The organism is Polaromonas sp. P1_E1_2 (assembly GCF_056406035.1).
The window spans coordinates 1-6,567 of record NZ_JBFUAZ010000192.1 but is presented as its reverse complement, the minus strand read 5'-3'; the positions used below and the strand labels follow the sequence as shown (position 1 = coordinate 6,567).

The 6,567-nt window shown below is 59.4% G+C and carries 6 protein-coding genes; all 6 read left to right on the top strand.

All coding sequences use genetic code 11. The annotated features are described in order from the left end of the window. The coding region (locus AC1D1P_RS10990; protein ID WP_477672989.1) for an aminotransferase class V-fold PLP-dependent enzyme at positions 1 to 476 on the top strand (476 nt) is incomplete at its 5' end. 83 nt (positions 477 to 559) lie between these two features. Continuing rightward, positions 560 to 1,642 carry a prephenate dehydratase gene (pheA, locus tag AC1D1P_RS10985; RefSeq protein WP_477667950.1) on the top strand — a complete coding sequence of 361 codons (1,083 nt, stop codon included), beginning with the start codon at positions 560 to 562 and terminating at the stop codon, positions 1,640 to 1,642. A 33-nt stretch (positions 1,643 to 1,675) separates the two neighbouring features. Beyond that, the gene (locus AC1D1P_RS10980) at positions 1,676 to 2,554 is read left to right on the top strand and encodes a prephenate dehydrogenase (RefSeq protein ID WP_477667951.1); all 879 of its coding nucleotides are present in this window, start codon (positions 1,676 to 1,678) and stop codon (positions 2,552 to 2,554) included. Between the two features lie 11 nt (positions 2,555 to 2,565). Then, on the top strand, positions 2,566 to 4,554 hold the full coding sequence (locus AC1D1P_RS10975; protein ID WP_477672988.1) for a bifunctional 3-phosphoshikimate 1-carboxyvinyltransferase/cytidylate kinase: 1,989 nt from the start codon (positions 2,566 to 2,568) through the stop codon (positions 4,552 to 4,554). Between the two features lie 150 nt (positions 4,555 to 4,704). Beyond that, on the top strand, positions 4,705 to 6,390 hold the full coding sequence (gene rpsA, locus AC1D1P_RS10970) for a 30S ribosomal protein S1 (protein WP_477672987.1): 1,686 nt from the start codon (positions 4,705 to 4,707) through the stop codon (positions 6,388 to 6,390). A gap of 63 nt (positions 6,391 to 6,453) precedes the next feature. Continuing rightward, a partial coding sequence (locus AC1D1P_RS10965; protein WP_477672990.1) for an HU family DNA-binding protein occupies positions 6,454 to 6,567 on the top strand: 114 nt, incomplete at its 3' end.

Genomic DNA, 6,567 nt, shown 5'->3' with positions numbered 1-6,567 from the left:
TCCGGGAAGACCTCCTTGGCCGTGCGCTGGCGATTTGCCCCAGCGCTTTTGACTACAAGACCGTAGCGGACAACCAGTCCATGTACAACACGCCCCCCACGTACGCAATCTACATTGCAGGCCTTACCTTCGCGTGGCTCAAGCGTCAGCAAGAAGGCGGCGCTACCGGCATTGCCGCAATGGAGGCGCGCAACAAAACCAAGGCGCAGCTTCTGTATGACGCCATTGACGGCTCGCAGTTTTATCTCAACAAGGTCGACAAAAACTGCCGGTCCCGGATGAACGTTCCATTTTTCTTGCGAGACGAATCACGGAACGACGCATTTCTCTCAGGCGCCAAGGCACGGGGCTTGCTTCAGCTCAAGGGTCACAAGTCAGTGGGAGGGCTGCGCGCCAGCATTTACAACGCCATGCCACTGGCCGGTGTCCAGGCACTGGTGGAGTACATGCGAGAATTCGAACAAAAACACGCCTAGGATGAAATGTTTTTTCGCCCTCATTATGGTTCGCTTTTCCGGCAGATTTGCAGCGCCCGCCGCATGGCCGGGTGGTCTCTGACATGACCACCCATCTTGCAGATTTACGCGTACAGATTGATGCACTGGATCGAGAACTGCTCGCCTTGCTGAATCGCCGCGCCCAAGTCGCGGAGCAGGTCGGCGAAGTCAAGAAGCGCGAGGGTACGCCCTTTTTCCGCCCGGACCGGGTTGCGCAGGTTATTGAGCAGATCCAGCAAGCCAATCAAGGGCCGCTCAAAAACGAACATGTTGCTGCCGTATGGCGCGAAATCATGTCGGCGTGCCTGGCACTGGAGTCTCCCGTACGCGTGGCATATCTCGGCCCTGCCGGCACGTTCAGTGAACAGGCGGCACTGCAGTTTTTTGGCGCCAGCATCGAGCACGTACCCTGTGTCAGCATCGACGAGGTTTTTCGTGCAACGGCTGCCGGTAGCGCCAGCTACGGGGTTGTGCCGGTCGAAAACTCGACCGAGGGCGTCGTGTCCCGCTCTCTCGACCTGTTCCTGAACTCCCCCCTGCACATCGTTGGCGAGATCAGCCTGATGGTGCGCCACAACCTCCTGCGGCTTTCCGAGTCCCTGGAAGGTATCGAAGCCGTGTATGCACACCCCCAGGCCCTGGCCCAATGCCAGGGCTGGTTGACCACGCACCTCCCCAATGTGGAGCGCCGGGCAGCCTCCAGCAATGCTGAAGGTGCACGCCTTGCCTCCACCAACTCCGCATGGGCCGGCATTGCCAGTGACCGGGCCGCCACCCAGTTTGGCCTGTATACGGCCGCCCACGCCATTCAGGACGACGCGTTTAACCGCACGCGCTTTGCCGTGGTGTGCCTGCCGCAAACACTGCCCTCCCCCCCCGTCTCCGGCAAAGACTGTGTCAGCCTGGTGGTCTCCGTACCCAACCGCCCCGGCGCCGTCCATGACATCCTGATGCCGTTGAAAGCCCATGGCGTCTCCATGACCCGCTTTGAATCGCGCCCGGCGCGCTCCGGCCAGTGGGAATATTATTTTTATATCGATTTGCAAGGCCATCCGTCGCAGGACCACGTCAAGGCGGCACTGGCTGACCTGCAACAAATGTGCGCCTTTTACAAGGTTCTCGGAACCTATCCTGTCAGCGATTAATGCACGAACTCACAAAACCCCTGGTACCACGACATGTTTGAACAATTAGGTCTCATTGGATGCGGCCTGATGGGCGGTTCTTTTGCGCTGGCTCTCAAGCGCGCCGGTCTGGTCAAACGCGTGGTGGGCTATAGCAAGTCGCCTTCGACGACCGAGCGCGCACGCCAGATGGGTGTCATCGACGTAGAGGCGCCTTCCGCCTTGCTGGCAGTCTCCGGAGCTGACATTGTCCTGCTGGCGGTGCCGGTTTCTGCAACCGAAGCCACCTTCAAGGCGATTCGGCATCTTGTTGGTCCAAACACCCTGATCATGGATGTCGGCTCCACCAAGCGCGACGTGGTCGATGCCGCACGGCGGGTCCTGCAGGGCAACGTCGGTTCTTTCGTTCCCTGCCATCCCATTACCGGCAAAGAGGTGTCGGGTGTCGAACACGCCGATGTAGATCTCTACAACGGAAAGCAGGTCATCCTGACCCCCATAGAGCGGACTTTCACGGTCCAGCTGCAAAAAGCCACCGACGTATGGACCGCCATGGGCTGTCATGTCCTCAAGATGTCGCCGCAGGCACATGACGCTGCGTACGCCGCAGTCAGCCATCTGCCCCACCTGATCGCCTTTGCACTGATCAACGGCATTACCGGACAGGAGAACGGGAAGGATTACATGTCCCTGGCCGGGCCCGGCTTTCGCGACTTTACACGCATCGCTGCGAGCGATCCGAAAATGTGGCGCGACATCCTGATTGCCAACCGCGAAGAGTTGCTGGCGCAGTCCAAGATCTTTCAGCAGACCCTGCAGTCCCTCGAAGTACTCATTTCGAGCAGCAACGGCGACGGCCTGGAAGCGCTCATTGAGCAAGCCAGCGAGACGCGCGCCAACTGGCGCATCTCTTCTCAAAAATCGCATAAATAAACCTGCGATTCATGTTCGACATCGAGTTCCTGGACATCCCGCCCCTCAGTGGAGCGGGAGGCTCCGTCCGCTTACCCGGATCCAAAAGCATTTCCAATCGCGTCTTGTTGCTGGCTGCCCTGAGCCACGGGGAAACCACAGTTCACGATCTCCTGGCGTCTGACGACACTGCCGTGATGCTGACGGCGCYCAGGCAGCTTGGCTGCGAAGTAAAACAAGAGGGCAGCACCGCGGTGATCATCGGCCTTGGCGGCCGCAACGTTCACACACCGGTCAAGCTGTTTCTGGGCAATGCTGGTACTGCCATGCGTCCATTGACGGCCGCTCTGGCCTTGCTGGGCGGGGAATTTGAGCTGTCGGGCGTGGCCCGCATGCACGAAAGGCCTATCGGCGACCTGGTTGATGCCCTCCGGCAGCTGGGCTGCTCCATCGACTACCTGGGAAATGAAGGTTTTCCACCCCTGCGCCTGCGTTCCGGCCAATTGAACCTGAAAGACCCCATCCGGGTGCGCGGAGATGTTTCCAGCCAGTTCCTGACCGCCCTGCYGATGGCCCTGCCCATTGTGGCTGTCGACGACATCTGCATTGAGGTCGTGGGAGAGCTGATTTCACGGCCTTACATTGAAATTACGCTCAAGCTGCTCAAACGTTTCGGCATTGACGTGCAGCGCAAAGGCTGGGAGCAGTTCGTCATCCCCGCCGGCAGCCGCTACCAGTCGCCCGGAGAAATCCATGTTGAAGGCGATGCTTCCTCTGCTAGCTATTTCATAGCGCTTGGCGCAATAGCATCGGGCGCTGCAGGCCCAAATGGCATAGAAGTTTTGGGGGTCGGGGCAGACTCCATCCAGGGCGACATCCGTTTCGTGGAGGCCGCACGAATGATGGGCGCGCAAATCGACAGCACGCCCAATTCATTGCGCATCTCGCGCGGTGCGTGGCCGCTCAAGGCGATTGATCTGGATTGCAACCATATTCCCGATGCCGCGATGACGCTGGCCGTGATGGCGCTGTATGCCGAGGGGACCACCACCTTGCGCAACATTGCCAGCTGGCGCGTCAAGGAAACCGACCGCATCGCCGCGATGGCCTGCGAGTTGCAAAAACTCGGCGCCACGGTGGAAGAAGGGGTGGACTATCTCAAAATTACCCCGCCCCTGCCCGGCGAATGGAAAACCGCGCCCATTCACACCTACGACGATCACCGCGTAGCCATGTGTTTTTCGCTGGCCGCTTTCAACCCGGCCCGGTTGCCCATCCGGATTCTTGACCCCAAATGTGTCGGCAAAACATTTCCGGACTACTTCGAGGCCCTGTTCATGGTGGCCAAAGCAGATGTCAACCATATTCCGGTGATCTGCGTCGATGGCCCCACCGCCTCGGGCAAAGGTACCCTGGCAGCTTTGACGGCCCAACGGCTCGGCTACCACTATCTTGACTCCGGCGCCCTGTATCGCTTGAGCGCATTTGCCGCCTTGCGTGCCGACGTTTCGCTCGACGACGGGGCGGCTGTTGCGCAAATCGCCCGCACCATGCCGGTTCGCTTTCAGGGCGACCGGATTTTCCTCGGGGCGGAAGATGTGTCAGAAGCCATCCGCTCCGAAGCTGCCGGGATGGCCGCTTCCCGGGTCTCGGCCCATCCCCAGGTTCGCGCAGCGCTGCTGACCCTGCAACACRGTTTCCGGCAGTTGCCCGGGCTGGTAGCAGACGGGCGTGACATGGGAACCGTCATTTTTCCCGATGCGCCGCTCAAAATCTACCTGACGGCCAGCGCCCGGCACCGCGCTGAACGACGGCATAAGCAGTTGATTTCAAAGGGAAATTCAGCTATAATCAGCGAGATTCAGCAAGATTTAGAGGCACGTGACGCCCGCGATTCATCGCGAAAGGCCGCCCCTTTGAAGCCTGCTGATGACGCCCGTCCCCTGGACAATTCCTATCTGTCGATTGAAAAATCGGTTGATCAGGTGATTGACTGGTGGCAAGGCACCCGGCCCTTCTGACCCCCGACGCGCACCCTGCGCTTGGTCAGCAGGTTCATTAACGTAACCCGCAGCCTTATTCAACGTCTGGCCGCAAGCAACCGCCGCAAGCAGCTATAAAAACAATAGCAATTCCGCTATTGGAACCCTGTTGTGTGGATGAGGAAAATCATGTCTGAATCTTTTGCCGATCTATTTAACGAATCGCTCCAGCGCTCTGAAATGCGCACCGGTGAAGTCATCACCGCTGAAGTCGTTCGCATCGACCACAACCACGTCGTCGTCAACGCCGGACTGAAGTCCGAGGCCTATGTGCCGCTCGAAGAATTCAAGAACGACCAGGGCGAACTCGAAGTCCAGGTCGGCGACTTTGTCTCCGTGGCCATCGACTCCGTCGAAAACGGCTATGGCGACACCCTGCTGTCCCGCGACAAGGCCAAGCGCCTGGCTTCGTGGATGAGCCTGGAAAAAGCCCTGGAATCCGGCGAATTCGTCACCGGCCAGACCAGCGGCAAGGTCAAGGGCGGTCTCACCGTCCTCGTCAACGGCATCCGCGCCTTCCTGCCCGGCTCGCTCATCGACACCCGCCCCATCAAGGACTTGTCTCCGTACGAGAACAAGACCATGGAATTCAAGGTCATCAAGCTGGACCGCAAGCGCAACAACGTCGTGTTGTCACGCCGTGCAGTTGTCGAGGCATCCATGGGCGAAGAACGCGCCAAGCTGATGGARACSCTGAAGGAAGGCKCCWYCGTCAASGGYRTCGTCAAGAACATCACCGAMTACGGCGCGTTCGTKGACCTGGGYGGCATYGACGGCCTGCTGCACATCACCGACATGGCATGGCGYCGCGTGCGTCACCCAAGCGAAGTGGTGACGGCTGGCCAGGAAATCRTSGCCAAGATCCTGAAGTTCGACACCGAGAAAAACCGCGTGTCACTCGGTCTGAAACAGATGGGCGACGACCCATGGATGGGCGTGAACCGCCGTTATCCACAAGGCACGCGCCTGTTCGGCAAGATCACCAACATCGCCGACTACGGCGCATTTGTTGAACTCGAGCCAGGCATCGAAGGCCTGGTCCACGTGTCCGAAATGGACTGGACCAACAAGAATGTGGCACCGAGCAAGCTCGTGGCACTGGGCGACGAAGTCGAAGTCATGGTCCTCGAGATCGACGAAGACAAGCGCCGTATCAGCCTGGGCATGAAGCAGTGCAAGGCCAATCCATGGCAAGAATTTGCACAGGAAACCAAGCGCGGCGACCGCGTCAAGGGCCCCATCAAGTCGATCACCGACTTCGGCGTCTTTGTGGGCCTGGCTGCCGGCATTGACGGCCTCGTGCACCTGTCCGACCTCTCGTGGAACGAACCCGGCGAAGCCGCCGTTCGCAACTACAAAAAGGGCCAGGAAGTCGAAGCGATCGTTCTGGCAGTCGACGTCGACCGCGAGCGCATCTCCCTGGGTATCAAGCAGCTGGATTCCGATCCGTTCACCACGTTCGTGTCGATCAACGACAAGGGCGCGATTGTGACCGGCAAGGTCAAGACTGTTGATGCCAAGGGCGCTGAAATCGATCTCGGCGAAGACATCATCGGCTACCTCCGCGCCAGCGAAATCAGCCGTGACCGCGTCGAAGATGCGCGCAACGTGCTGAAAGAAGGCGACGAAGTGTCCGCAGTTGTGGTGAATGTGGATCGCAAGACCCGCAACATCCAGCTGTCGGTCAAAGCCAAGGACAACGCTGACCAGCAGGAAGCCATGGCAACCCTGAGCCAGCAGTCTTCGCGCGAAAGCGCCGGCCTGACCAACCTTGGCGCCCTGTTGCGCGCCAAGCTGGACAACAACGAAAAGTAAGGCGACCGTGCAGCGGTGTGATGCGTCCCCGGCGGATTGCATCGCTGTACAGCTACTTTATCCATGACCCGAAGCGATCTTGTCGAAGAACTGGCAGCCCGATTCAGCCAGCTGACGCACCGCGACGCCGAATATGCCGTCAAGACGATTCTTGATGCCATGAGCGACGCGTTGGTG

Excerpts from the sequence above, each read along its gene's own strand:
- pheA (WP_477667950.1), top strand. The coding sequence starts at position 560 with ATGACCACCCATCTTGCAGATTTACGCGTACAGATTGATGCACTGGAT.
- AC1D1P_RS10980 (WP_477667951.1), top strand. The coding sequence starts at position 1,676 with ATGTTTGAACAATTAGGTCTCATTGGATGCGGCCTGATGGGCGGTTCT.